Raw genomic sequence first — 24,968 nt, 5'->3', positions numbered from 1 at the left:
TCCGGCCGCAGCCATCGCGATTGCTGATGGCGCAGCCAGGCGTCGTGATGCGGTGGCATGAAAATATGTCCTTGAGGAACGACGCGCGCTCCAAAAAAACGGCGCGCCAGAAAGGCGCGCCGCTGAATTTCAGGTCATACGCGGGGGCCTGCGTGAAGACACGCTTCGCGGTTTGGTCCGGCCATGACGCCGGATGCAGGACCGGCGACCTTCCTTAGCTCGCTGCGAACTTCATCAGCTTGATGGCATCGAAGTCCTGCACGCCGCCGCCGACGCGCTTGGTGGTATAGAACAGCACGTAAGGTTTTGCCGAATAGGGATCGCGCAACACGCGCACGCCGGCGCGGTCCACCACGAGGTACCCGCGGCGGAAATCACCGAACGCGATCGACAGCGAATTCGCCGCGACATCCGGCATGTCTTCGGCCTCGACCAGCGGGAAGGTCATCAGCGAGGCGCGTCCGCCAGCCTGCGCCGGCGGCTGCCACAGATAGGCCCCGCCGGTGTCCTTGAACTTGCGGATCGCGGCTTGCGTTTTGCGGTTCATGATGAAAGCAGCATTCTGGCGATAGCCAGCCTTCAGCGCATAGATCAGATCGACCAGCGCATCCGACGGGTTGCTCGAGGCGAACGCGCCGGCCGCGCCGCTGGCAACGTAACCCAGCTTGCTCCACACCCACGAGCCGTTCGCAACCGTATCGGATTGCAAAAAACCCTTCGGCTGGTTAGTGCCGTCACCGTTAACGAACGCCGCGCCTTCCTGCACCGCGAAGGTCAGCTCGACTTCTTGCGCGATCCACTCGTCAATGTTGACGGCGGAATCGTCAAGCAGCGTCGCAGTCGCCGCGGGCATGGCGTAAAGCTCCATCGCCGGGAAGCTCAAGGCATCCAGCGTCGGCGAGGTGGTTTGCGTTCGCGAGTCCGTCTCACCGACCCAACCCGTGGCGGGACCCGCGGTCATGAACGGCTTCTTGTAGACATTGCCCGAGATGGTACGAACCGACGCCAGCGCGCGGATCGGCGAGATCGCCGCCAGGCGTTGCCCGATTTCGTGCTCGAGTTCGACCGGCACGAGATAACCGCCATCCGGATTGGAGCCGACCGACATCGCCTTGGTCTCGAGCGCGCGCAAGGTGCCGGTCTCGCCGCCACGCACGTAAGCCTCGAAGGCGCTTTTGTGCTCGCGGGAGCCAGCATCCCTGAGGATTCCAGCGCGGCCTTCGAGCGCCGGGCGAGCGCTCTTGAGCGCCAGTTCATCCATGCGCCTGTGCTGGGCATCGAGCGCGGCATTGATGCGATCGACCTTCTCCTCCAGCAGCACGTCGCCGCGCTTTTGCTCCAGCCTTGCCAGGCGTTCGTCGTTGGCCGCCTTGAATTCCTCGAAGGTGACGCGGAAGTCGTCGTAGCCGCCGCGGACGGCGCCGCCGGATTTATGCTCCGGCGCGATGTCGGTGATATCGAAGTCCATTCATGCTCTCCTCGGTGATAATAATTTCGCCCCGTCGTGTCTGACGTTTGAGACTTGTTTGACCCCAAGACCCTGTTGACCCCAAGGCTTCTCTGACACCCAAGACTTGCGCGCGGTTGTGCGCTACAATGGCTTCCGGCAACGGCAGCACGTTGAGGCGAACAATGCGATTTCTGATCTTTGTCTGGATAACTCTGGCCGTCGCCTCGGCCGGAAGCGCGTGGTATGCGATGCAGCCCTTGAGGCGGGTCGTCGCCTGGTTCGCGATCGCCGCCTGCGTCGTCCTGTTGGCGGCGTTCGGGATATCCTTCGTAATGCTGAGCGCCAGCGCCGAAAAATCGCTGCTGTCGATAGTGCTTTATCTTTTGAACTGGAGCATGGCCACCGGCGGCGCGGCGATCTGCGTCGGAGCCATCGCAGGCCTCGCGCTGGCGCTGGCGTTCAAACGGTGATCCGATATGTCCGCAGGCGAAACCGCGACAGGATACCGTCCGCGCCGATTACAAAATAGCGGCTGCGAGCCGAAATCGGACTCTGGAAGCCATAAGATCAGATTTTTGGAGCCTTTCCGCTTCTGATGGAATCAGAAGCGGAACTGTCAGATCTTGATCTGACGCGTTTCCTTCACGCGTGCGAACGCGTGTCTACCGGCCCTTGCGTTTCTCGCTGTCTCCTAATCGATCGCGTCCCGTATCAGCGTCAATACCCCGCGTATGTTGTCAAAGAAGTAGTCGGCCCCGGCATCGTTCCATATCCGCCCCAACTCGGCGTCCGTAAGGTTTTGCGCGAGCAATTCCTGCAGAAAGCGCTTGACGATCGCTTGATCCTGTTTGTTCGAATATCCCAGGGCCAGCGCAACCCACTCTTCCATCGAGGAGACTTCAGCGCTGCTGCCCTGATAGAAGCATTGGACCACGTGGTCGAACTCTTTCGGAACCAACATGACCTCTCCTTGCTATTTGCTAGGTTCGTTTCTGGGATAGGCCGTTATCACGCTGAAACCCCTGGCAGCGCGTGGATCATGTACGATAGATACGCCGACCCCATAGGTGTCTCGGAGGTAAGGCACCGCATCGACGTCTTCCCTGAAAGCCTCGCGGCCGGTCTTGTAGCCAAAACGATATGTTATAAATTTTTTAGCTAACCGCCCAGTCGCCACGGCCTCGACTTGATCCGGATTCCGCTCAAGTGTCCGGTTCGTTTGCACTTTCTACGGAGACGAAAGATCCGTTCGTTGATGCCGCCGCCGCCATCCGTCCACTGTCCGCCGTCCGGATTGCCCGCTGGCACGCGCGGCTGGTCCGGGTTGAACTTGCGTTGAAGCGCCGGATAGACATCACGAGGATCAATGCCGGGAGCGAGAAAGCGCGCGGCGTCCGGCCGGATCCAGCGCGCGCACTGCGCGGCTTCGAATATGCCAGCATGATTTGACATCAGCGCGCTCCCGCCAACTGCGCGCGCACCGCGCCGTGAAGCGCAGCGCGCCGCGCTTCCCTTCCGCGCAGAGACGCCGAAACCATCGCCGAACGCGGGCGGAGCTGCGGTGCCGGTTCATCCGCGGCCTCCGTCATGCTCCGCCAGCCGCGCTCGGCCTGTGTCCGCACGCGTGAGCGCGGCGACTGGGTTGTCGCCTGCTTCACCGCGCGGACACGCGCTCCCGCCAGCAGCGGGAACGTGACGATGGAAATCTCCCACAAGTCGACCTGATAGAGATGGCGCACGCGCGTGCGCGGATCGATTCGACCACGTACGGTGCGATAGCCGATCGACAGTCCGTCCACCGCGCCAGCCTCGACCAGAGAAAGTAATTCGCGCGCGCGCATCACGTCGGGAATCAACTTTCCCCGCGCCCACAGGCCACGAAAATCCTCGCGCAGTTCGAGCCAGACGCCGACCGGCTCGGCGGGATCATGCTGGAACAGCATCGGGATCCTGCGCAGCCCCCGCGTCTTCAGCGTCTGCGTGAACGCACCGGGCATCATCATGTCGCGCGCCTGATCGATCTCGCCGAACAGGCTGGCATAACCTTCGACCGTGCCGTCACCGGAGAACGACAGACGCGAGACGGATGACAACGGAGCATGCATGATCGGCCTCGCAACAGGCGGGGAGGATGTCTGAAATTCGTAACAGGACGTTGCGCCACGCGCCCATCAGGGCACCGGGCGTCACTGGATGAACGCTATCCCTTGCGGTTGCGCTTCACCGGCTTGCGCCGCGTCTGCGATTTGGCACGAGGCGCGCGAGCCGCGGGTGGCTTGCGCTGAACGCGATCAAGATGCGCGAGGAATTCGCGAAACACGGTGAGATGATCGCGCGAGGATTTCGTTTCGGCGCCGAACGACCGTAACACGCTGTGAAGGGTATCCATCAGTCCAGATCCTCTTTGAGGTTTCCGGCGCGGCGATGCGCCTTGCGGTTGAAGCGCTGCAATTCGCGAACGAAATCATCGAAACGGCGCGAGGCCGCAGACAGTTCGCGAAGCGTGAACAGCAGACCCGCGCTCGCGGCGCTCGCCCAAAGAAACAGCGCGAGATGCGCAAGATCGCCGCGCTCGCTGAAGATGCGGATGAGGTCCGGCATGACGATCTTTCTCGCCTCTTTCCCTTGCGGAAAATGGCTGCTTACTCCAGCCTGTCGCCGCCCTCGATCGGTGCATAGCCGACCGCTTCGCGCTTTTCGTTGAGCGTAAGAAACGCCGCGTTGCTGACTCGCTCCCACAATGCCGCACGATCGGCGGCCAGCGCGTCGATCCTGTCGGTGTCGACGACGATACGGATTCTCTCGCCGAACTGCGGCGACAGCCATTGCGCGAATGAGTTACCGATACGGGACGCCAGCGGAAGAACGGTCTGACGAAAGAAGCAGCGATTGGCCTCCAGGAAATTTGCATAGGTGTTGTCGCCGGGAATGCCGAGCATCATTGGCGGCACACCGAAAGCGAGTGCAATCTCACGCGCGGCCGTGTGCTTGGCCTCCAGGAAGTTCATGTCCTTCGGCGTCAGCGACATTGCTTTCCAATCGAGTCCGCCTTCGAGCAGCAGCGGCCGGCCGGCATTCACCGCGCCCTGATAGGTGTCGGTCAACTCGCGCTTGAGCCGATCGAACTGTGAATCCGACAGCACCGCGCCTTCCGGCCCGGAATAGACCAGCGCGCCGGACGGCCGCGCCGCGTTGTCGAGAAGCGCCTTGTTCCATTTCGATCCGGCGTTGTGGGTGTCGATGGCGACGGCAGCAGGCTCGATCGGCGCAAGACCGTAGTGATCGTCGAGCGGATGAAAGAATGTCAGGTGCAGGATCGGCGGCACCACGGATGACGCTTGATCGAAGCGCACGCTGCGCCCGCCGACGCTATATTCATACGCTTCCGCCCAGCCCTCGGATCCGGGCACCACCTTCATGCGATCGGGCCGCAGCGCATGAAGCTCCCGAACCGCCCCGTCAAGAGCGACGGTTTCGACATAGGCATTGCCTGCCAGCAGCAGATGCGACACCAGCATCTCGAGAAGTGCGCCGCCGTCCTGCCGTGTGTTGGGTCGCGCGAGCAGCAGCGACAGCGGATGCGCTTCGTGTTCCTGCGCGCCCTCGAACACGAGGTAGCTGCATGACGCAACGTTCTCCGCAATCAGCCGCACCGCGCGATGCACGATGGGATTGGTTAGATATCCTTCGCGCGCCAGCGCAGCATAATCGCGTGGTGTCCAGCGCGCGCGGCCGCCACTCTCGAAGGCGAGCAGTCTGGCCGTGCGGCTGGCTTTTGTCTCGGGCGGGGTGAACATGTTTTTCAAGCGCAAGCGCATGGCCATTTTCCTGTTATGTCGTGGCTGCAACGCAGCGCTCTGTGCGGCATTGCAGTTCCCTCTCAGAACCCCCTCACCCGCGGCTGAGCACGCGGTGCGAGCGCCAGCGATGTCACCGCCCACACCAGGGCGTCGAGCCGGTCGGGCGAGCGCCCCGACGACAGGCCGGACAGAGCGAAATCGCACATCTCGTCTTCCAGCGCGGCGAAGCTGCCGGCGTGCCTGACGCGGCCTTGCTCGTAAAGCGTCGCCACCGGCTCGGCGCGCAGCCATTTGCCGCGAGTCGCGCGCACCGCGATCACGGGCACCTCCGCGTCGACCTCCGCGATCACGGCTTTCACCATGTCGCCGCCCTGATTGACTTCCGCCACCAGCGCATCGGCCTCACATCGCCGCCACAGCGCGATCGCCTTCGCCGCCCACAGAGCCGGCGTCACGCCCGCCACTGTCTCGTCGGCAATCACGTAAACAGTGCCGTCCGCGGCTTGCCCCGCCGCGACAATGCCGCAGGCGTCCGCGCGCTTGCTTGCGCTCGCCGGCGGATCGACCGCGACCACGATGCGTTGCAACGGCGGCGCCTCGTGCACGCGACATCGCTCCAGAAGCGCACGCGACCACAGCGCATCCGGACGATCCTCGATGATTTCGCCATCAAGCTCCTGACGTCCAAGCCGCGTTCCGGCGTAGCGCGCCATCACGCCTTGCAAGAAGGTCGGCGCCAGATTGAAAGCATTCGCTTGCGTCGGCGCGCGCGTCACCACGCTCGCCCGGTCGTTCATCAGGCGTTTCAAAAGCGCGGTCGGCCGCGGCGTCGTCGTGATGAGCTGGCGCGGCTTCGATCCCAGCCGCAAGCCGAACTGTAGCATATCGAACGCGGCTTCGGCGTAGCGCCACTTCGCCATCTCGTCGGACCAGGCACAGCCGAACTGCGGCCCGCGCAGGCTTTCGGGATCTTCGGCCGAGAACGCCTGCGCCACCGCGCCGTTGTTCCACTCCAGCCGCTTGCGCGACGGCGACCATGATGGCCGCTCATGAGCGGCGTGAACCGCGAGCAACCCGGAGACGCCTTCGATCATCACCTCGCGCGCGTCATGCTCGGTCTCGCCGACCAGTGCGATGCGCGACACCGCCTCGCTGGCGAACGGCGGCAGACCCAACGCCTGCGCACGAATCCATTCAGCTCCTGCGCGGGTCTTTCCGGCGCCGCGGCCGCCAATCATCAGCCAGATCAGCCACGGCGCGCCGTTCGGAGCGAGTTCGGAAGGCCGTTGATGTGGATGCGCGAAAACATCCCACTGTCGGGCAAGAAATCCGAGTTCCGTCTCACTCATGCTCTCCAGCAGGAGCCGGCGTTGGCGCGGCGACCATTTGCTCCAGTCGGCGCGAAAGCGCGCGCCGGAACTCGTCAAGGTCGCGGGGCACGGCGTCGTCATCGGCTGGCTTCACCTTCTCCTGACCTGCGCGCAGCCGCGTCACCTCTCCGAGCGTACGCGCGAGACTCGCCAGCGTCCGGGCACGGCGCTCGGCCTCCGTGCGCTGCTGCGGTTTCAGATGGCTGCCGCCGACGATCACCTCGATCAGGGACAGCTCGCGCTCAATCGCGCGCGTCACCCTCTCAATCAAAAGCGCGCCTGTCGCCGGCGGCGGATCGTCGACACGCTCGACTGCGGTGCGCTTGATGCGCGGGCTTGGTTGATCCTTGCGGCGGGCGGTTGTCGGCCGCTTGCGCTGCCGCTTCAATCCGGCCTTTGCCGCATCGTCGTCTTCATCAACGATAACGGGGACATCATCAACGTACCGTGTGGTGGCAGCGATTGTCGCCTTGCGCGCGAGAACGGCGGCGCGGGTCTTGCTGGGGGGCGACGTTCTAACCGCGCTTCGCTTTATCGCCGCTTCGGCCGGCGTGAGCGGCTTATTCTGCTCCGATGACGACGACGCTTTCTTCTTCGATGCTGAGGACGTTCCGGTCCTGGATGGCGTCAGCTTTGAGCGAGAGGCAACGCGCCCCGCCGCCGGCTTTCGTGCCGGCTTGCCGGTTCGCGTCGCACACATGAAGATCAAGAACTCCCTTCAAGCGGACCCAATGCCGCTGAATTCCTGGATTAGCTGGATTGCGATGAAGATTTCGGATCCCTTGGCCGGTTTCATCCCCGCCGACCAAAGCCGTATTTTTTATTGTGTAGACCCTTGAGTCCGATCTCACTGATGGACGAATACGAGCCACGTTACGCAAAGGATCAACGCGACCAGACCGGTGCTGATGGTCGACAGCAAAAGGGCGGGAAGCTCAGGCTCGGACCGTCGCATCTCCATGGATGTCTTCACAGTTTGACTGTGTTTTTCCGTCGTCATGTTCGTTCTCCCCCACGGTCCGCCATCGCATGCCAATTGTTCAGGACAACAGCAGACTCCCTGCGATGTTCCGTGCAAAAAAAGAGCCGTGGTTACGACTCGCTATGAGCTTCATCCGGGAATTCCCGGCAATGTTCGTTTGACGGTTTCGTCAGCCGCGCGATCAGAAAGCATCGCGTGATGTCTCGGCGCAACTGTGGAGCATGGCGTAAACCTACTCCGGCAGCGTCACGCTGTCAAGGTATATTTTCCTAGGAAAATTTACCTGTCGCCTGGCCTTATCTCAGCAGCCCGTTCAGCGTGTCGAAGCGGTCCTTGAGCGAACTGCCGATGCCGGTGACCGCGGCCACGATGACGATGCTGATGCCGGAAGCAATCAGGGCATATTCGATCGACGTGGCGCCTGTTTCGTCCCGCAGAAAATCCGACGCAAGTTTTGGAATGAGGTGCAACGCCAACTCCAGCCTTTGAATCCCCGCGGATGCTCCAATAGTGATCGGGCGCAGCGCGACAACCTTTCAAAAATAGGATGCTAGAGTTGAAAGATTTCTCGGAGCCTAACCGACACTCTGAAAGAATGCTTAAGAGCGATAGCAAAAGTTGCGTGCGGATCAAGCCGGGGGGCCGGTGAGCGGCCGTTCCTCCATTCGCACCAGCAGCAGCGCGGCGCCCGCCAGCATCGCGGCTGTGGCGGCGAATACATAGCGAAATGCGGTCGTGAGGTCGGAGGCGGAGATTACACCGACCCGACCGCCGCCCTCATTGCCGATCGAGGCATCGGTTCCCAGCGCCATCAGCAGGATGGCGGCAAATGCAGCGACGGCGAACGAGGAAACCAACGCGCGAAAAAAATTCATCGCGCCGGTGACGGTTCCGACCTGCTGACGCGCCACCGCGTTCTGCAGCGACACCACGCTGACGGGAAATATCGTGCCGAGGCCGAAGGCGAACAAGGATAGCAACGCAAGCAGCGGCCATAGAGGCGGCGTCACCACAGCCAGAATGGCGGCCACGACGGCGGCAAATGTGGTCCCCAGTACCGCGACCCGCTTGTAGTGGAGGGTACGCGTCATGGAGCGGCCCGCAAGCGCCGCCCCGCCGGTCGAAATCGCCGCGATCGGAATCAATGCCAGTCCGGATTCGCTCGCGCTGAGATGGTGGACGACCTGATAGTACAGCGGCAAATGCACGGTGATCCCGATAATCGCGCCGAGCGCCAAAGCACCCGCGGCTATCGCATACGGAACCACCGGGCCGCCCATCAGCGACAGCGGCAGGGATGGTTCGGACGTCTTGCGCGCGTGCCGGACAAAGACCGTGGCAAGCACAAGCGAGGCGCCAAGCATGGCGGCGATTTGCGGCGACGCCCAGGCGAAGCGGTTACCGCCCCATGTCAGCACCAGCAGGAAAACAACGGCGGATGCCATCAGCAACAGGCCGCCGGTCCAATCCACTCTGCGGCGGCGGTGGAACACCGGAATCTTACCCATTTTCGGCAACAGCAACGCCAGCGAGACAAAGCCGAGCGGCACGTTGATCCAGAAAATCATCGACCAGTGCAAGTGCTCGGCGAAAACGCCCCCAGCACCGGCCCCGCGATGCCTGCCGCAGTCCATACGCCACTGAAATAAGCCTGATACTGACCACGCTCCCGGGGCGTCACCACATCGGAGATCACGGTCTGCACCACAGGCAGGATACCACCGCCGCCAATGCCCTGCACGCCGCGCGCCACGATCAGCGCCGCCATGTTTGGCGCCAGCGCGCACAGGACCGAACCCGCAACGAACAGACCGAGCGCGGTGACGATCATGGCACGGCGACCGTAGATATCGCTCAAGGTACCGAACAACGGCGCGACCGCTGTGGACGCCAGCAGGTACGCCGTAATGACCCACGACAGGGTGGTGACCTCGTGGAACTGGCGGCCGATGGTCGGCAGCGCGGTTGCGACAATGGTCTGATCGAGGGCGGCGAGGAACATGGTCAGCATCAGGCTGACCAGAATGGTGCGCACCTCGCTCCGGCTCAGCGGCGCGGGCGTCACGACCGGCGGCGCACTGGCGTCACCGTCAGCCTTGCCGGAACGCGCCGCAGCTTCTGGCGCGGCGTCGCCGGACAGAATCGGGGGATCCGACGGACCCCGACCCAGACGCTCGAATGTATTCATGCGGACAGACAAAATATGAACTGGCTAACAAGAGGCGGAGGCCGGTGCGGTTCGCTGCTTTGTAAACATTAACGCTTGAGGCCCGCGTTCGGACAGCGACCGACGGAATAAAAAGCCTCCAATGCAAAATCGCAAATTTGTGATGGGAGACCGGTCAACCCTTCGGCGATTTCCGAAGCCGGGCGCGCTTCGGCAACCGAACTGGCCACTGCACGATATGATCCTCCAGTTCAGAATCGGGAATCTCATCCTCGGTGCCGCGGACCCGGCCACGCACCGAAACACCGGCCTCGTGGACGGTATTGGGATTGCCGGAAATCAGCGGATGCCACCAGTAGAGATCGCGCCCCTCCGCGACCAGGCGATAACCGCAGCTCGGCGGCAACCAGTTCAAGGTCCGGACATTGTCCGGCGTGAGGCGGACGCAGTCCGGAACTTGTTCGGAACGCTTCGGATAATCCTTGCAGGCGCAGAGCCCGGCATCCAGAAGCCGGCAGGAAACATGCGTGAAATAAATGTCGCCGGTATCCTCGTCCTCCAGCTTCTCCAGGCAGCAGCGTGCGCAACCATCGCACAGGCTTTCCCATTCGGCGCTGGACATTTCATCCAAGGATTTGGTCTTCCAGAAGAACCCGTTTTGTTCCGATGATCGCGCGGGTCGTTGGGTCATGGAGTGAGCCAAGGGGTGTGCCAGAGGTTGCGCCGAAGAAAACCGATTTTCCGTCTATGGGCTTCGCCGGCACCTCGCGCAAGCGCCCTAGGGATCTGGGATGCCAATAGCGGCTATGCCAGGCTGAAATCGCAACCGGCCATTGGTTTATCTTCCGCGCTCGGATAGAAGAAAATCGGCTTTCCCGAGGATGCCAAGATGATGGTCCAGCGCGGGTTTTGAGATGCCTTCTCGAGTGCCTTGGGTTTGCCGTAACGTTCTTGCATGAGGGTGGCGAGATGGCGCCTTAGAGAAGGCGCTGCGATGCCGCAGATCGGTCACAGGCCTTGGTGCGCAACAACCTGCCCTCCGATTGGAAGAAGCGAATCCGGCACATCCTGCTGGATCTCGATTCGCGCATCGATTCGACCCTGTTCTCCTCGGCGGCCGGCGCGCGGGAACTTTATGAGCGCTTCTCCACGTTCATGGACCGCTTCTATGTCGGCCACTGGAAGCGCTGGGTCATCGTCGAGCCGCTGTCTGAAGCTGCGACCTTGGGTCTCGGCGGTCTCATCCTCCTGCTGGCGCTGGCACAGCCGGCGTTCCGCGAAACCGCCGACGAGGACTGGCTGAAGAAATCCGATCTCGCGGTGGCGTTCCTCGATCGCTACGGCAATCCGATCGGCAGCCGCGGCATCAAACACAACGATTCGATTCCGTTGGAGGAATTTCCCGACAACCTGGTCAAGGCGACGCTCGCGACCGAAGATCGCCGCTTCTACGATCACTTCGGTATTGACGTCGGCGGCACCTTCCGCGCGCTGGTAACCAATGCGCAAGCCGGCGGCGTGCGGCAAGGCGGCTCATCGATCTCCCAGCAGCTTGCGAAGAATCTGTTTCTCTCCAACGAGCGCACCATCGAGCGCAAGGTCAATGAGGCCTTCCTTGCCGTCTGGCTGGAAACCCGACTGAGCAAGAACGAGATCCTTAAACTGTATCTCGACCGCGCCTACATGGGCGGCGGAACCTTCGGCGTCGACGGCGCGGCGCATTTCTACTTCAACAAGTCGGTGCGTGACGTCAACCTCGCCGAATCCGCGATGCTCGCCGGCCTGTTCAAGGCGCCGACAAAATACGCGCCGCACATCAATCTGCCCGCCGCCCGCGCCCGCGCCAACCAGGTGCTCGACAACATGGTCGATGCAGGCTTCATGACCGAGGGCCAGGTGTTCGGTGCGCGGCGCAATCCCGCCACCGCGGTCGACCGCCGCGACGAGAACTCGCCGAACTATTATCTCGACTGGGCATTCGAAGAAATGCGCAAGCTGGTCGACACGTTTCCGCGCTCCTACACCGAGCGCGTGTTTGTCGTCCGCACCGCAATCGACATGAATGTGCAACAAGCGGCGGAAGAAGCGATTGAGAGCCAGTTGCGCCAGTTCGGACGCGACTATCACGCGACGCAAGCGGCAACGGTCGTCGCAGATCTCGACGGTGGCGTGCGCGCAATGGTCGGTGGACGCGATTATGGCGCAAGTCAGTTCAATCGCTCAACGGATGCCCTGCGCCAGCCCGGATCATCGTTCAAGCCGTATGTCTACACCACAGCGTTGCTCAACGGCTTCAGTCCGACATCCAAGATCGTCGACGGCCCCGTCTGCCTCGGCAACTGGTGCCCGCAGAATTACGGCCATTCCTACTCCGGGACGGTGACGCTAACCCAGGCACTGACGCGGTCGATCAATGTCGTGCCGGTAAAACTCTCGATCGCGCTCGGCAAGGGGGCAAAAAATCCCGCTAAAGCCGGCCGCGCCAAGATCGTCGAGGTCGCCCGCAAGTTCGGCATTGTCACACCGCTGCCCGACACGCCCTCGCTGCCGATCGGGGCCGACGAGGTCAACGTGCTCGAACACGCCGTCGCCTATGCGACATTCCCGAACAAGGGCAAGGCGGTGGCGCCGCACGCGGTTCTGGAGGTCCGGACCGGCGCCGGCGATCTGGTGTGGCGCTACGACCGCGACGGCCCCGCACCGCGCCAGATCATTCCGCCTTCAGTCGCCGCGGATATGGCCGGTATGATGAGTCATGTGGTCAGCGAAGGCACCGCACGACGCGCCATTCTCGACGGCATTCCGGCCGCGGGCAAGACCGGCACCACAAACGCTTATCGCGACGCATGGTTCGTCGGCTACACCGGCAACTTTGTATGTGGTGTCTGGTACGGCAATGACGACTATTCGCCAACCAATCGCCTGACCGGCGGCGCGTTGCCCGCCCAAACCTGGCACGACATCATGACGGCCGCGCATCGCGGTATCGAAGTCAAAGACCTCGCCGGCGTTGCAGCGCCAGCGAAGCCGACCGCCGACGCGGCAGCCAAAACCGCCGCCAGCGACGACAATGCAAAACCGGCCCCCCCGCCGATCCTGACCAAACGCGGAGCCGACATCCTAGTCCGCGTGGAAAAGATGCTGGATCAAGCAGCCAAGACAATCGGAAAAACCTCGGCCGGAAAACCGGTCGATCCGGCTCGCTCCGGCGCCCTTAGTCCCACCTCCTCTGGCGGCGGCGCAGAAAACTTGGCGGCCGCGACGTCCAGCGACCGAGCAGACCCGGCGCCAAGCAAGAATTAGAGTGGGATGCGGAAGTGTGTACGGTTTGCGACCGCTATAAACAATGGAATCGATCACAGTTATGATTTGGATCTTTCTGATCCAAACGTGGCGTGTTTCCGACATTCGCATTACAGATGCGCGACTCGAATGGCTTCAACACCGGAGCGCCGACACGTGCGGCTGATTGTCATTTTGCTGGGCCTCGGTCTCGCCACCGCGATAGGCCTCGGAACTACCTGGATCACCGCAACGCGCGGCACTAATCTCGGCACGCTGACCATCGGCGCATGGACGGCAAAACCAAGGATTGGATCCGCCGAGATCGACCCTTACTCCCGCGCCGCAATTGCGCGAAGTGGAGAGCTGCCGATCGGAGCGGGAGACGGCATAGCATTTCTTGCCACGACCGACGACGCCAAGCGACCGCTCGATGGCCGATGCGACGTCATCATCAGCGGCGTCACACCGGCAGCGCGGTTCTGGACGCTGACGCTCCACGACCGCAAGGGCCATCTGGTGGCGAACTCGCTGCAACGCTATGGCTTCACCAGCCAGGAAATTGTGCGGAATTCCGACGGCTCATTCGTGGTGCATGTGGCATCTCGCGCGCGTGCCGGCAACTGGCTGCCGACCGGCGGCATCGAGAGCTATGTGCTGATGCTTCGACTCTATGACACGCCCGTCGGAGTGGGTACGCGAACCCGACGCGACGCCCCAATGCCTTCCATCGCGACAGAGAGGTGTTCATGATCCGCCTGCTGTTTGCGATCGTCGGCGGCATTCTGCTCGGCGGGATCGTGCATCTCGTCAGCGTATTGGCGCTGCCGCGGATCGCCTCGCAGGACGCCTATTCGCGACTAACGGAAATGACGACGCTGAACGCCGTGACGCCGTTGCCGCCGGCGGATCCCGCCAACTCGCTGATGCCTTTCATGGACCCCGCCTTTGCCGTCGCGGTCTGCCGCTACGACCTGTCAGACGGATCGATCAAGCTCACGGTGCCCGTGAGCGAGGCCTACACGTCGGTGTCATTTTACACCCAAAGCAACGTCGCCTATTACGCCATCAACGACCGTTCAGCTGGACGCAAGGTGATCGAACTCAATCTGATGACCGAAGCACAGCACGCAGAGCTGCCCGAAGAAGAGGACGTGACGGCCGCGGACCGTCTCATCATCGACTCCCCCTCGACGACGGGGCTGATCGTTCTGAAGGCGCTGGCGCCTGAGTCCGGCATGACGCAGCAGGCGAAATCATCTCTCGCCGCCGCAAAATGCCGGCTGCAAACTGAGCCGCCCGTGGTGAAACCGGAAGCGAAACGATAGGACGTTTGCGAGGAAATCCGGGTTAACGAGGCTTGGTCGGTTTTGCTCTCGTCAAGCGTTCGTTACAATCAAGAATACGCTACCCGCGCGTACGCAGGGCGCGGCCGATCACGGGGGTCGCGGTCACAGGGGGATTGGCGGTCAACGCCGCAAGTTGCCCGATCAGGCGGTCTGCGTCGGCCGCCATACCGTCCGGCGCCTGAACCACCAGATGCTCGAGCGCCCAGCGATAGGACGCGATCCGCTGCTCGAGGCATTGCTGCACCCACTGCACGATCAGAGTGTTTTCCTCCATGCGGGCGACGGCGTCAGCGTGCTCACGCGGCGATAGGTCGGACACCAATCTCAGGCTGGCGTTGCGCTTGCCGTCGAGAACGAAGACCTGCCGGGCGGTGTTGAAGAACGGATCAAAACGGGTGATGTCGTCGCGGACGTCATCGATTAATTGCGTATAGCGCGAAGTGTGAGAACGATGCGGCTCGTCGATGAGCAGGCGGCCGTAAGCGGAGCGATCATATGCAGGCTTTTGCCGCCATGGCGTAGCGAGCGGGTCGTAGTCGCCGAACACACTCTTCCAGGCCGGCCGCGAATGCGGCGGCTCGACCAGCGGATAGGCGAGATCGCGCAACATCCTCTCGCTCTCGGTTAGTTGAAACCGCGACGGCTGACGACCGATGCTGCCGGTCGCTTCCGCGCCCATCCAGCGGTGCATGTCGTCGTTGCGTGCATCCTGACGAACGCGGCCGAAGTCACCACCACTGCATGCTGCGAGCGCAGTTCCTAATAGAATCACGGAAACAAGCGAAGTGAGAGGTGAACGTTTCAGCCCTGGCATCGCAAGCGACGTCTCCTGCATCGGGCGTGTCCGGAAAAATCAGGAGCGGGCGCGGCGGCGGCGCCGCCGCCCGGCAGCCGTGCCTTGCTCGGGACCGCTTCCACCGCTGGTTTCGTCGGTCTCGCGGTCGATGCGTATGACCGGCAGAATCACCACCGTTCCCCTCATCTGATCCGAAGAGCGATTTACCGTTGATCCCAGCCGCGAAGCCGCATCTGCCGGAAACGCAATAACGGTGCCCATGCTCAGTCTCTCCTCGCCCCAGCGCTCGTCGCGATTTGGGCAGCGACGCGTCGGGATTTAGAACCCCGCATGGTTAACGGCCTGTTAAAGCGGCCGCGCTAGGTTGAGAACAAACTGGTTCCGTAAGCGTAAGCCGCCATGACCGCACCTCCGATGTTTCCCGGCTTCGACGGGTTGTTGATGCTGTCCCGCCGGGACGGCGTTGACATCCGTCCGACTCTGCTACGGGTCCTGACCGACCTTTACGTGCAGACCAGCACACACTCTGTCGAAGAGGAACGACACTTCGTCGAACTCACCTCACGCCTGATCGATCATGTCGACGACGCCACCCGCGCCGTAGTGCGCGCCCGCCTGTCGATCTACCCGCGGACGCCGGCGGCGATCATGAGCAAGCTGCGGCTCGACGCGTCCACCACCCCACCGCAGGCTGGTAGCCCCGCGCCGCCATCGCCGCCCGCGACGGCGGCCTCAGCGACGAAACAGCACACGGTCGCAACGCTATCGATGGCACCAGGTGACGCCGCCGAAATAAGTGAGATGTTCTTTGGCGCAAGCTCTAAAGATCGCGCTTTGATCCTGCACAATCTGTCCACGGCCCCGCTGCGGCCGTCGCCGCATATTCATCCGTCCCGTGCCCTGCGGGCGATCGAGATTTTGCACATGGCCGCATTCGCGTCCGACGTTGATAGCTTCGCGACCGAACTCAGCGCAACCTTGATGCTTCCCGCCGCGATCTCCGAACAGGTGGTGAAGGATGCGGGCGGCGAGCCACTCGTTTGCGCCGCCAAGGCCATCGGCATTCCCTCTGAAATCTTCCAGCAGATTTTGCTGTTTCTCGATCCGGCCATCGGCACGTCCGTCACTGAGGTCTATCGGCTCTCGCGCCTCTACGACGCGCTCAGTGAACGCTCTGCGCGAATCATGCTGGCCGCCTGGCGCGGCGCCACGATGACGGAAGCTCGGGCGAAGTATCGCTCCACCCTTTACGATGACGGGCGCAATCGCACGCGGACAGCGCCGGCGCACGGGCGTCACGGCGCTGTCCAACCCGGCACGGCGCCTGCCGCGCGCGGAACCGGACGCAATCCAATAAAAGGGTAGATGAGCGGATTGCCAAACCGGTTCTTGAAGGCCGAGCGGTCAAGGGTAGGCCGAAACATCGAGGCTAGGATGCCGTCATCGTCTCCTTGACCTTGGCGATCAGCGCACTGAGCGCGAAAGGCTTCGCAAGGAAAGCGAACTGCTCGTTCTCCGGCAGACTCTTATCGAATGCTTCTTCGGCGTAACCCGACACGAAAATGATTCTGAGATTGGGATTGCGCACCCGCATTTTCCGCAACAGAGTTGGCCCGTCCATTTCCGGCATAACAACGTCGGAAACCACCAGATCGACGGCACCATTCTCGTCGAGCGCTTCCAGCGCTTCGATGCCGTTGGATGCCTCGATCACGCTGTAGCCGCGCGAACGCAGGCCGCGAGCATTAAGCGAACGCAGCCCCTCTTCGTCCTCCACTAACAAAATAGTGCCTTGGCCGGTCAGATCGGTGTTGACCGATTTGGCCGCGGGAGAAGGCTCCTTCGCCGCGCCGATCACGCCGGACGACGCCGGCGGCGCCTCGGCTTCGGGATGGTGGCGCGGCAGGAAAATACGAAACGTCGTGCCCTCGCCCGCTTTGGAGTCAACGTAGATGAAACCGCCGGTCTGCTTGACGATGCCGTAGACCGTGGACAGACCGAGCCCGGTGCCCTTGCCCACCTCTTTTGTGGAAAAAAACGGCTCGAAAATCTTATCGACGATCTCGGGCGGAATGCCGGTGCCGGTGTCGCCGATCTCGACCAGCACATAGTCCGCGGCCGGCATTCCCTTGTGGCCGAACGCCGCGACCTCCGCGGCCGCGACGTTCGCGGTGCGGATCGCGAGCTTGCCGCCATTTGGCATGGCGTCGCGCGCATTGACCACGAGATTGACGATAACCTGTTCGAACTGCGAGACGTCGGCCTTGACCGGCCACAGGTCTCGCCCGTGCACGACGCCTGGGAAAGTAACCTTCTCGCCGATCAAACGTTTAAGCAACATGCCGATGTCGCTCAGGGTGTCGCCGAGATCGAGCACTTTCGGCTGCAGGGTCTGTCGCCGTGAGAACGCCAGCAATTGCCGCACCAGGGCTGCGGCGCGGTTGGCGTTCTGCTTGATTTGCATGATATCCTGGAAAGACGGATCGGTCGGCTTGTGCGCGTTCAGCAGGAAGTCATTTGCCATCATGATGGCGGACAGCACGTTGTTGAAATCGTGCGCGATGCCTCCGGCAAGCTGGCCAACCGACTCCATCTTCTGGGATTGATTGATCTGGCTCTCGAGCGTGCGCCGCTCGGTCGTCTCAAGCATGTAGACGATGGCTGCTTCCGCGTCGCGATCGTCCTCCACCGCGGTGACGAAAAACTGTCCCCATCGCTCGCGCGCGCCCTCCAGCATCACCTCGACGGGAGGGATATCACCCTGCCCGTCCGCCGCAGCGTGGATGGCCGCGCTCAATTGACCACGATCGCGCTCCTTGACCGCCGCAAGAATCGACTTGGCCACGGCGCCGTCCGGACTGAGGCTTTGCGCGAGTTTCGCAAACCGCGCGTTGGCGCGACCAACCGCGCCGGATTTATCGACCGTCGCGATAGCCATCGGCGTGTTGTCGAAGAAGCGCATGAAGCGTACTTCCGCCGCACGCTGCGGATCGACGCGCTCGTCGCGGGCGCGGCTGATCACCAGCGTTCGCGAGGGACCGGGCACACCGTCGGCGCCGAAAGCCAACTTGTGATACAGCCGCGCCGGCATAGTCTTGCCATTGCGCATCCGCAGATCGATATCGAAGACCTCGGTGCGGACTTCGCCGGGCGCAGCAATGATCGATGTCAGCAAAGACGCGCCGTCCCCCGAAACGATGTCGGCGAGCTTCAGGCCACCCGAGCCGACCTCCGCCAGATCGTGATCCAGCCAGTTGGCAAGCGTCGCATTGACATAGACAAGATCGCCTGACTGGTTGACCGAGAAGAACCCGCACGGCGCATGATCGAGATATTCGATCGCATGGCGCAGTTCCTGGAATACATCTTCCTGCCGCTCGCGATCACGGGTGATGTCGGCGATCGACCACACGGCATATCGAGAATACCGCTTTGCCTGTGCGAGCCGGCGGACCCTCAGCCGCAGCCAGCGACCGTTCGTGCCGTCGGCGGCGGCAACGCGCACCTCTTCCTGCTGACGTTTACCCTCGCGCGCCGCCTTCAAAAGGCGGAACACCGCCTCGGAAACGTCGGGATTGCCGATGAATACGCGCTCCACCGGCCGCACGTCCTGCATCGACGTAGCTCCGGTCAGGGCGAGATAAGCGGAGTTGGCATAAATGACGTGCCCGCCGGAATCGGTGACGGCGATACCGTCGAAGGCGTGATCCGCTATCGGACGCATCAGCGGATCATCAATGGTGCGGTCGGCAAAGCGGACGATCCCGGCCGCGAACGCGAAAAGCGTGAACAGCCCGACCATCGCCAGCGAGGCCAATAGCGCCAGAATATAAGGCTGGGCGTTAGTACTCCCCAGCGTCATAAACGCCACGGCGGCCGCGACGATCGAACCCGCGACCAGCAGAACCAGGAGGATGCTGCCGCTCCGCCGCGCCGGCTCCTGCCCCACCTGCGGTGAATCGATGTCGGGATCTGGCGTCATGGAATCCGGCGGGGCCTATCGCGGCGGGCGCGGAATGCGCATGCGCCGGGTCCTGAGTGCCTGAATCGGACCCGGCAGCGCAAGCGCCTCATGGGCTCATTCCCGCCATTTCCCCCACCCCGATGCTCCTCCGATCCCGGCCACCGGCCTCAGATCCGGTGCCCCGAAAACCCGCGCTTCAGGCCCATGACGTAACCAATGATTTCGGCGACGGCGTGATAGTGCTCGGCCGGAATCTCGTCGTCGATTTCGACAACGGCATACAGCGCGCGGGCCAAAGGCACGTTCTCGACGACTGGAATGTCATGCTCGCGGGCGATTTCCCTGATCTTGAGCGCGATGTTATCCACGCCTTTGGCTACGCAGACCGGCGCCGACATGCCGCGCTCGTAGGACAAAGCGACCGAATAGTGCGTCGGATTGGTGATGATCACCGAAGCCTTGGGAACGGCGGCCATCATGCGCTTCTTCATGCGGACATGGCGCAACTGTCTGATGCGAGCCTTGATATGCGGATCGCCCTCTGACTGTTTGAACTCCTCTTTCATCTCCCGCAGCGACATTTTCTGTCGCTCGAACCATTGCCGGTACTGGAACAGGTAGTCTGCGATCGCGACCAGCGCGAGCATCACAACCACGGCGCCGAGCAATTGCAGCGTCAGGCTTTTCGTAATTCCGAGAAGGGCGTCCGGATCGAGCCGCACCATCGCGTCGAGCCGCGAGCGCTCCGGCCAAAGCACCGCCGTCATGACCGCGCCCAGCGCGATCAGCTTGAAAAGTCCCTTGGCGAAGTTCGCAGCAGCCTGCTTGCCGAAAATCCGCTTGGCGCCGGACACCACTGAAATCTTGCTGAGCTTCGGCTTGAGCGATTCCCCCGACCAGACGAAGCGGTGCTGAATGACATTGCCGGCAACGGCAGCCATCATCAGCAAAAGCAACGGAATGCCCAGCACGGCAGCAAGGCGATACCCGATTTGCTCGGTCAGCGCCAAAAGACCGGGGCCGTCGGTCCGAATTTGCCAGGAATTGGCGATCAGATTGCGCAACGGCGTCTGGAACCCGTCGCCGATCGAACCAGCAAACGTCGAAAGTACCAGTGTCGCACCCGCAATCACGAACCAGGTGTTGATCTCCTGGCTCTTGGCGACGTCGCCGCGCTCGAGCGCATCGTCGAGGCGCTTTTGCGTCGGGTCTTCTGTTTTCTCGGTATCGTCGCTCTCGTCGGCCATCGCGGAGACCTCAGTTCAGCGACGTCAGATCTTGCATCACGCCGACCAGATAATCCATGTAGGTTCCCATCATGGACGCCAGCACGGCGGCGAAGATCATGAAGCCGATAAGAATCGAGAGCGGCACGCCAACGAAATAAACCTGCATCTGCGGCATCAGCCGCGCGAGCACGCCAAGCCCGATATTGAAGACCAGTCCGAACACCAGAAACGGAGCCGACAGTTGCAGGCCGATCTTGAAAGCGCCGGCAAAAGCACGCGTCGCCAGCGCCGCCACGTCGCCGCTCGGCATCAGTTCGCCTGGCGAGAATATCTTATAACTGTCGTTGAGCGCGGCAATGACCAGATAGTGGGTGTCGGTTGCGAACAGCAGCGCGATCCCGAGAAGGGTCAGGAAGTTTCCCATCAACGCGCCTTGCTGGCCCTGCGTCGGGTCCACCGATGTGACGAATCCAAGCCCGAGCTGCTGTGCGATGATCGAGCCTGCCACGTGCAAGGCCGCGAGCGTGACACGTGCCGTTGCGCCCAGCACGACGCCGATAATGATCTCGTGCACCAACAAAACCGCCAGTGGCGCGACCGACTGCATGTCAACGTGATAGGCGGCACGATGCAGCGGCAGGATGATGAGGGTCAAAAGCAGAGCGATGGCGAGCTTCACACGCACCGGAATGAAGCCCTCGCCGAACCCAGGCAACAGCATCACCATCGCGCCAATGCGGGCGAATACCAGCATGAAGGTGGCGGCGAGAGCGGGTAGAAGCGAGATATCGATGTGCATCTCGCGACTGTGCGTCAGCCGCCGATGATTCGCGATGAAATCCGTATCATTTCGGCGTGCAGCGCATCGGCCATGAACGGTAGCGCCAGCACCAGCGTCACGAAGATCGCCAGAATCTTCGGCACAAACACCAGCGTCTGCTCCTGAATCTGCGTCAATGCCTGCACCAGCGAAATCGCGACGCCGACGATGAGTCCGACCGCCAGCAGCGGTCCGGAGACCAGAACGATGGTCCAGATCGCGTCACGCGCGACATCCAGTGTTTCAGCGCCGGTCATGACAAACCTCTTTTCGGCCAGATAAGGAATGACGCAGCATCAGCGAGCTGATGTGCGCTCCAATCAGATCGGCATCCTCATGATGTCTTCATAGGATTGAATGACGCGGTCGCGCACCGACACCAGCGTCGACACCGCGACGTCGGTATCCGCGACCGCGGTCACCACATCCATCAGGTTGGCCTTGCCTGATGCCATCGCCACCGTCTGCGCATCGGACGCCCGCCCCGCTTCCCTCACGCCGCCGAGCACATCTTTCAGCACCGCACTGAACGCGGGACCATCACCGCCCGGCGCTTTGCCACCGGCGGCGCCGGAATCCATCATCCTCGCGAGGCTCGCATAGGCATTTGCTGCAACTGTGGGCGACGCCATGGTCAGATCTCCGATCAGGACTTGAGGATATCGAGTGTGCGCTGGATCATCCGGCGCGTTGCGCTGATGATGTTGAGGTTCGCCTCGTAGGACCGCTGCGCGTTGCGCATGTCGGTCATCTCCACCAGCGAATTGACGTTGGGATATTTGACGTTGCCGCTGGCGTCTGCGGCCGGATTGCCCGGCTCGTGCTTGACGCGGAACGTTGACATGTCAGGCCTCACCCGGCCGAGCGTCACCACTTTCGCATCGAGCGCACGATCGAGGGCCGAAGAAAAGGTCGGCACCTTGCGGCGATAAGGATCGCCGCCTGGCCCTTGCGCGGTTGAGTCGGCGTTGGCGATGTTTTCCGAAATCACCCGCATTCTCCCGGCCTGCGCTCGCAGACCAGAGGTCGCGATGCTCATCGATCGCATGAAGTCGGCGCCGTTGTCTGCCATGATGCGGTCTCCTTCCGTTTAGCCCTGCGTCACGCCTTGCCGACAGCCATCTTCAGCAGCCGCAGGCTACGGCTGTAGAGCGAGGTCGCGGCGGCATAGTCGATCTGGTTGGCCGACACCTGGAGCATTTGATCCTCAAGGCTGACGGCGTTGCCAGCCGGACGGGTCTGAAAGCCGCCATTGCCGTTTTGTCCGAAGTGCGAGAACGCTTCGAAACCGGCGATGCTCTGACCTGAGGTGGGGCGGATCATCGCCAGAGTCGCGCCGCCCGAGGCATTGCCGCCTTGCGCGTCGAACCTCGGTTCCACCAGATCGTGCGGCCTGAAGTTCGGCGTATCGGAGTTAGCGACGTTTTCGGCCAGAACACGCTGGCGCTCGTGATGCCACTGCATCCGGGTGCGCAGCGCCGCCAGCGAGGTAATATCGTTGAGGGGCACGGGTCTTTGCTCCGGCCTCGGGACGGGGCGCCGCCGAGGTAGGCAGAATTTGCCCCCCTCATGGTTAACAGCGGGTTAAGAACAGCAAAGCGGCGGATCTTGCCTAAACCCGCTTTCCGCTCAGGCGCACGTTAAAATCTCGGATTGCCCAGATACTTGCCACGAGTGCGTTAACCACCTTTGTTAACCGGAGCGTACGACGCGCAGAAGTTGTTTTGGTCTCGTCGATTCATAGGTTATTAAGGCTGTCGGCGGCAGTTTTTGCCGGGCGGGATCAATAGACTGGGCCAAGGCTCGATCGTCACGGGAGGAATGCCGGAAGGCATTCGACGATCCGAAGCTGAATTAAAGGCGCTTTCTGTCAGGAACACAGCATGCAGGCAGTCACATTCGTCATCGCATTCATTGTGGTCCTGGCGCTGATCGCCGGGGCCGCCTGGCTCGTGCGGCGATTCGCGGGAGATCGTCTCGGCGTCAATGCCAATCGCGGACGCATGCCCCGTCTGGCGGTGATCGATGCCGCCGCAGTCGACGGACGTCGGCGGCTGGTCCTGGTGCGCCGGGACAATGTCGAGCACCTGCTGATGATCGGAGGACCGACCGACATTGTCGTGGAGCACAACATCGTTCGCGCCGCCAGCCCCGGACGCGATCAGGCTCCGCAACGCCCGCTATCGAACGTTGAAATGCCGAGGCTGCCACCGCTGGCCGAGACCGGCTGGATGGAGTCCGACGGCACTCGCTCCGATCCGTCCGGCCATCCCGAGCCTCCAATCCCGGAATCGCCTCCCCCGGCCCGCCCTCCCTTCGCCGATGCCCCACGCCGGCCGGTTGCCGCTGAGCGCCGCAGCGATCCGTTGGCCGGTTTCACGCCCGAGCCCATGAGCCGAACCGACATTCGCGGCGCCCGTCCGGCGCGACAGGAACCGGTGATGCCGCCGCGTCCAGCACCGCCTCCTGCGCCGACGCCCTCACCGCCTCCCTCTGCCTCCAACGCGGATCAAAATCTCGCGGAGATGGCGCAACGTCTCGAGGCCGCACTCCGGCGCCCGACGGGCGACAGCAAGCCTTCGGCCGTGGCGCCCGCGACCTCCGAACCACCGCCTCGTCCGCGCAGTACGGAAATTACACCCGGTCCCGCATCCCGTAGCGAATCGTCAGGGGCACCGCCGGTCGCCCCGCCCGGTCCGAAATCCGGGTTCGAGCACCTTGAGAACGAGATGGCGTCTCTGCTCGGGCGCTCGAAGTCCCCTTCGTGAGTGCGGCGACCCACCCGCGTAGAGTTTCATTCCTTCTCATTCTGATAGCCGCCGGATCGCTCACCGATCCGGCGTTCGCGCAGGATATCAGCATCAATCTTGGCGGCGCCGGCAACGGCGGCGTGAGCGAGCGTGCGATCCAACTGATCGCGCTGCTCACCGTGTTGTCGATTGCACCGTCGATTTTGATCATGATGACGTCGTTCACGCGCATCGTGGTGGTGCTTTCACTGCTGCGTACCGCGCTAGGCACCGCGACCGCACCTCCCAACTCCGTCATTATCGCACTTGCGATGTTCCTCACTGCCTTCGTAATGGGACCAACGCTGCAGAAATCCTACGACGATGGCATCAAGCCGCTGGTTGCGAACGAAATCACGGTTGAGGACGCTTTGCAGCGCGCGTCCGTTCCACTGCGCGGCTTCATGCAGAAGAACGTGCGGGAAAAGGATCTCAAGCTGTTCATGGATCTGTCTGGCGAGCCGCCGCCGGGTACGCCCGCTGAACTCTCGCTGCGCATCTTGATGCCGGCCTTCATGATCTCCGAACTGAAGCGCGCCTTCGAGATCGGATTTCTGCTTTTCCTGCCGTTCCTGATCATCGATCTCGTGGTAGCATCGGTCTTGATGTCGATGGGCATGATGATGCTGCCGCCCGTCGTTGTGTCGCTGCCGTTCAAGCTGATCTTCTTCGTGCTGGTCGACGGCTGGGCGCTGGTGGCCGGCAGTCTCGTGCAGAGCTACGGGACTTAAAGCGGTACGCGCTCTGGTGTTTGATGCCAGACTTGATCGCCTACTCTTTCCTCAATCGAGGAATGCTAGGGACGAAATTTCACACGGCCGAAAAAAATAGATGCCGGCCCACAGGCATTTGCTGTTGGGCCGGCGTGGTTTTTAGAAGAAGAAGCTGGTCTGGAGATAGCCGTAGAAGGTGTCGGCTGTGGCAGGCGCGTTGGGGGCGGTCTGCAGGAATCTGCCTTTGATCAGGTAGG

The 24,968-nt window shown here is 62.3% G+C and carries 29 protein-coding genes and 1 pseudogene; 8 read left to right on the top strand and 22 right to left on the bottom strand.

From position 1 onward, the window contains the following. Window positions 1-218 (top strand): hypothetical protein (locus B2M20_RS19970; RefSeq protein WP_210189123.1); only part of this gene is annotated, 218 nt, incomplete at its 5' end. On the opposite strand, the gene B2M20_RS06250 is transcribed toward B2M20_RS19970, so the two are convergent. After that, a complete protein-coding gene (locus B2M20_RS06250; protein WP_079446218.1) occupies window positions 215-1,468 on the bottom strand; it encodes a phage major capsid protein in 1,254 nt (417 codons plus the stop codon). The two genes, B2M20_RS19970 and B2M20_RS06250, sit on opposite strands and share 4 nt — an antisense overlap. A gap of 164 nt (window positions 1,469-1,632) precedes the next feature. On the opposite strand from B2M20_RS06250, the gene B2M20_RS06245 reads away from it, so the two are divergent. After that, entirely contained in the window at window positions 1,633-1,920 is a 288-nt protein-coding gene (locus B2M20_RS06245) for a hypothetical protein (RefSeq protein WP_244553439.1), read from the top strand. Between the two features lie 221 nt (window positions 1,921-2,141). Here the strand turns inward: B2M20_RS06245 and B2M20_RS06240 are convergent, their stop codons facing one another. From B2M20_RS06240 to B2M20_RS06190, 12 genes and pseudogenes are all read right to left on the bottom strand, one after another. Continuing rightward, window positions 2,142-2,411: a hypothetical protein gene (locus tag B2M20_RS06240; RefSeq protein WP_079446216.1), complete on the bottom strand. Its 270-nt coding sequence runs from the start codon at window positions 2,409-2,411 to the stop codon at window positions 2,142-2,144. A gap of 197 nt (window positions 2,412-2,608) precedes the next feature. Continuing rightward, on the bottom strand, window positions 2,609-2,902 hold the full coding sequence (locus B2M20_RS18985) for a hypothetical protein (RefSeq protein WP_079446215.1): 294 nt from the start codon (window positions 2,900-2,902) through the stop codon (window positions 2,609-2,611). Then, on the bottom strand, window positions 2,902-3,555 hold the full coding sequence (locus B2M20_RS06230; RefSeq protein WP_079446214.1) for an HK97 family phage prohead protease: 654 nt from the start codon (window positions 3,553-3,555) through the stop codon (window positions 2,902-2,904). Before B2M20_RS06230 ends, B2M20_RS18985 begins: the two co-directional genes overlap by 1 nt. A 95-nt stretch (window positions 3,556-3,650) precedes the next feature. Next, window positions 3,651-3,839, bottom strand: a complete 189-nt coding sequence (locus B2M20_RS06225; protein ID WP_079446213.1) for a hypothetical protein — start codon at window positions 3,837-3,839, stop codon at window positions 3,651-3,653. Beyond that, window positions 3,839-4,051, bottom strand: a complete 213-nt coding sequence (locus tag B2M20_RS06220) for a hypothetical protein (RefSeq protein WP_079446212.1) — start codon at window positions 4,049-4,051, stop codon at window positions 3,839-3,841. Before B2M20_RS06220 ends, B2M20_RS06225 begins: the two co-directional genes overlap by 1 nt. A gap of 41 nt (window positions 4,052-4,092) precedes the next feature. Then, window positions 4,093-5,268, bottom strand: a complete 1,176-nt coding sequence (locus B2M20_RS06215; protein ID WP_079446293.1) for a phage portal protein — start codon at window positions 5,266-5,268, stop codon at window positions 4,093-4,095. 62 nt (window positions 5,269-5,330) lie between these two features. Then, on the bottom strand, window positions 5,331-6,599 hold the full coding sequence (locus B2M20_RS06210; protein ID WP_079446211.1) for a DNA-packaging protein: 1,269 nt from the start codon (window positions 6,597-6,599) through the stop codon (window positions 5,331-5,333). After that, entirely contained in the window at window positions 6,592-7,320 is a 729-nt protein-coding gene (locus tag B2M20_RS06205; RefSeq protein ID WP_079446210.1) for a hypothetical protein, read from the bottom strand. The genes B2M20_RS06210 and B2M20_RS06205 overlap by 8 nt, the downstream gene beginning before the upstream one ends. A gap of 147 nt (window positions 7,321-7,467) precedes the next feature. Next, window positions 7,468-7,620, bottom strand: a complete 153-nt coding sequence (locus B2M20_RS19450; protein ID WP_158081507.1) for a hypothetical protein — start codon at window positions 7,618-7,620, stop codon at window positions 7,468-7,470. A gap of 278 nt (window positions 7,621-7,898) precedes the next feature. Next, a complete protein-coding gene (locus tag B2M20_RS06200; RefSeq protein ID WP_087881128.1) occupies window positions 7,899-8,063 on the bottom strand; it encodes a Flp family type IVb pilin in 165 nt (54 codons plus the stop codon). 168 nt (window positions 8,064-8,231) lie between these two features. Then, a pseudogene (locus B2M20_RS06195) lies at window positions 8,232-9,790 on the bottom strand (MDR family MFS transporter). A 154-nt stretch (window positions 9,791-9,944) separates the two neighbouring features. Beyond that, entirely contained in the window at window positions 9,945-10,460 is a 516-nt protein-coding gene (locus tag B2M20_RS06190; protein ID WP_079446208.1) for a YcgN family cysteine cluster protein, read from the bottom strand. Window positions 10,461-10,789: 329 nt separating this feature from the next. On the opposite strand from B2M20_RS06190, the gene B2M20_RS06185 reads away from it, so the two are divergent. From B2M20_RS06185 to B2M20_RS06175, 3 genes are all read left to right on the top strand, one after another. Then, entirely contained in the window at window positions 10,790-13,072 is a 2,283-nt protein-coding gene (locus B2M20_RS06185) for a transglycosylase domain-containing protein (RefSeq protein WP_079446292.1), read from the top strand. Between the two features lie 156 nt (window positions 13,073-13,228). Further along, entirely contained in the window at window positions 13,229-13,804 is a 576-nt protein-coding gene (locus B2M20_RS06180; protein WP_079446207.1) for a DUF1214 domain-containing protein, read from the top strand. Continuing rightward, complete coding sequence (locus B2M20_RS06175) at window positions 13,801-14,379, top strand: DUF1254 domain-containing protein (RefSeq protein ID WP_079446206.1); 579 nt, start codon at window positions 13,801-13,803, stop codon at window positions 14,377-14,379. The genes B2M20_RS06180 and B2M20_RS06175 overlap by 4 nt, the downstream gene beginning before the upstream one ends. A 79-nt stretch (window positions 14,380-14,458) precedes the next feature. Here the strand turns inward: B2M20_RS06175 and B2M20_RS06170 are convergent, their stop codons facing one another. Together B2M20_RS06170 and B2M20_RS06165 are read right to left on the bottom strand one after the other, a co-directional pair. Continuing rightward, window positions 14,459-15,214 (bottom strand): hypothetical protein, encoded by a 756-nt coding sequence (locus B2M20_RS06170; protein WP_079446291.1) that lies wholly within the window; start codon window positions 15,212-15,214, stop codon window positions 14,459-14,461. A gap of 39 nt (window positions 15,215-15,253) precedes the next feature. Next, entirely contained in the window at window positions 15,254-15,457 is a 204-nt protein-coding gene (locus tag B2M20_RS06165) for a hypothetical protein (RefSeq protein WP_079446205.1), read from the bottom strand. A gap of 138 nt (window positions 15,458-15,595) precedes the next feature. Here B2M20_RS06165 and B2M20_RS06160 point away from each other — a divergent pair, with 138 nt between their 5' ends. Then, entirely contained in the window at window positions 15,596-16,561 is a 966-nt protein-coding gene (locus tag B2M20_RS06160) for a DUF2336 domain-containing protein (protein WP_079446204.1), read from the top strand. A 64-nt stretch (window positions 16,562-16,625) separates the two neighbouring features. Here the strand turns inward: B2M20_RS06160 and cckA are convergent, their stop codons facing one another. The 7 genes from cckA to flgB all read right to left on the bottom strand — a co-directional run bounded on the left by cckA (window position 16,626) and on the right by flgB (window position 22,673). Next, window positions 16,626-19,178, bottom strand: coding sequence for a cell cycle histidine kinase CckA (gene cckA / locus B2M20_RS06155; RefSeq protein ID WP_079446203.1), 2,553 nt, complete (start codon window positions 19,176-19,178; stop codon window positions 16,626-16,628). Window positions 19,179-19,327: 149 nt separating this feature from the next. Then, window positions 19,328-20,407, bottom strand: coding sequence for a flagellar biosynthesis protein FlhB (flhB, locus tag B2M20_RS06150; RefSeq protein WP_079446202.1), 1,080 nt, complete (start codon window positions 20,405-20,407; stop codon window positions 19,328-19,330). Window positions 20,408-20,417: 10 nt separating this feature from the next. Beyond that, window positions 20,418-21,188, bottom strand: coding sequence for a flagellar biosynthetic protein FliR (gene fliR / locus B2M20_RS06145; protein WP_079446201.1), 771 nt, complete (start codon window positions 21,186-21,188; stop codon window positions 20,418-20,420). Window positions 21,189-21,202: 14 nt separating this feature from the next. Continuing rightward, window positions 21,203-21,466 carry a flagellar biosynthesis protein FliQ gene (gene fliQ, locus B2M20_RS06140; RefSeq protein WP_079446200.1) on the bottom strand — a complete coding sequence of 88 codons (264 nt, stop codon included), beginning with the start codon at window positions 21,464-21,466 and terminating at the stop codon, window positions 21,203-21,205. A 63-nt stretch (window positions 21,467-21,529) separates the two neighbouring features. After that, window positions 21,530-21,841 carry a flagellar hook-basal body complex protein FliE gene (fliE, locus tag B2M20_RS06135; protein ID WP_079446199.1) on the bottom strand — a complete coding sequence of 104 codons (312 nt, stop codon included), beginning with the start codon at window positions 21,839-21,841 and terminating at the stop codon, window positions 21,530-21,532. A 14-nt stretch (window positions 21,842-21,855) separates the two neighbouring features. Continuing rightward, window positions 21,856-22,281 carry a flagellar basal body rod protein FlgC gene (gene flgC, locus B2M20_RS06130; protein ID WP_079446198.1) on the bottom strand — a complete coding sequence of 142 codons (426 nt, stop codon included), beginning with the start codon at window positions 22,279-22,281 and terminating at the stop codon, window positions 21,856-21,858. 29 nt (window positions 22,282-22,310) lie between these two features. After that, window positions 22,311-22,673: a flagellar basal body rod protein FlgB gene (gene flgB, locus B2M20_RS06125; protein ID WP_374708881.1), complete on the bottom strand. Its 363-nt coding sequence runs from the start codon at window positions 22,671-22,673 to the stop codon at window positions 22,311-22,313. A gap of 419 nt (window positions 22,674-23,092) precedes the next feature. Between flgB and B2M20_RS06120 the strand changes: the two genes are divergently transcribed. Together B2M20_RS06120 and fliP are read left to right on the top strand one after the other, a co-directional pair. After that, complete coding sequence (locus B2M20_RS06120) at window positions 23,093-23,977, top strand: flagellar biosynthetic protein FliO (protein WP_079446196.1); 885 nt, start codon at window positions 23,093-23,095, stop codon at window positions 23,975-23,977. Continuing rightward, the gene (gene fliP / locus B2M20_RS06115; RefSeq protein ID WP_079446195.1) at window positions 23,974-24,729 is read left to right on the top strand and encodes a flagellar type III secretion system pore protein FliP; all 756 of its coding nucleotides are present in this window, start codon (window positions 23,974-23,976) and stop codon (window positions 24,727-24,729) included. The genes B2M20_RS06120 and fliP overlap by 4 nt, the downstream gene beginning before the upstream one ends. Window positions 24,730-24,968 lie beyond the last annotated feature (239 nt).

Source organism: Nitrobacter vulgaris (genome assembly GCF_002028545.1).
Classification (GTDB): Bacteria; Pseudomonadota; Alphaproteobacteria; order Rhizobiales; family Xanthobacteraceae; genus Nitrobacter; species Nitrobacter vulgaris.
Note: the sequence above shows the minus strand (reverse complement) of the source record. Positions and strands in the feature narration are given on the sequence as shown.